The organism is Bathymodiolus azoricus thioautotrophic gill symbiont, from assembly GCF_001298715.1.
Lineage (GTDB): Bacteria > Pseudomonadota > Gammaproteobacteria > PS1 > Pseudothioglobaceae > Thiodubiliella.
This window is the reverse complement of the sequence record NZ_CDSC02000172.1, coordinates 1-972: the sequence shown is the minus strand read 5'-3', so window position 1 is coordinate 972 and position 972 is coordinate 1. Positions and strand designations below refer to the sequence as shown.

The window sequence follows — 972 nt, the reverse complement described above, 5'->3', positions numbered from 1 at the left end:
TTAGTCTTATTTCCTATGTATGTATTTATGTTATAATAACTGTATGCTCATGTTGCACACTGTGCCTGAGCCTTGTTAATAAAATCTTGAATCTTGAATCTTGAATCTTGTATTAATTAATGTGTTGATTATTTATTTCTTTGTTGTAATGAATTGGGAGAAATGAAAACTGAAATAATTTTATATACTTTAAAATTACATTCTAAAATAAATGAATGCAAAACACACAATATAGGTTTTATCAAGTGTAATAATGTTAACAAATTACATATATGAAGTATATAAAGTCTGACAAATAAACATATTTAGCACTATATAACATGCATATACACAATGTACAACACTACGAGGGGGTGTCGTGGTCGTGATGTTTGGTAGTTGGAATTACACTACCTATGCAATCAGTGCCTATCGCCACTACTGTTCTGAGTTTGAATCACACTCAGAGTCTTACTCTAGTCTGATTGGACTTTAACATTAAATTAATTGATCATTTAATGGTATTATTCTGGCTTGATTGGTACTAAGCAGTACATGGATTTACCACTGGGTGGTCTTATACTGGGCTGATCGAACCTAAATAGTTCACGAATTGATTTTTACGGTGAGACCATGCATAATTACATGCATAATTGTGTGTTCCCTATAGAGAAATGTTTTTAGCTTATTTTTATCTGAAACCACTAAAACATTTGACAATAAACTGTGCTTGAGTGTTTACAGGACAGAGATGTAGGAGTGGGTCGGAAAGTGTTGGGTGGGAAGCTTTAGAAGCCGACGGAAAGTGTGTGAGCAAGCTTCACGAGTGGACCAGAAAGTGGGGAGGGAGCAAAACAGAAAGAAACATCTAAGTTGGCTTGAAAGCGCGTAACCTTATGAAGCTGAACATTTTTTGCTTCCATGCTACAAATTCGGATTTTTCTGCATTTTTGCCAAAAATTGAGGTGGGCAAAAAGCATAAATACGCCCCCT

The 972-nt window shown here is 34.8% G+C and carries 1 protein-coding gene; it reads right to left on the bottom strand.

What is annotated here, in order from left to right:
- Nucleotides 1-767 precede the first annotated feature (767 nt).
- Nucleotides 768-972, bottom strand: a 205-nt coding sequence (locus BAZSYMA_RS10200; RefSeq protein WP_206599441.1) for a hypothetical protein, incomplete at its 5' end; no start/stop codon positions are given.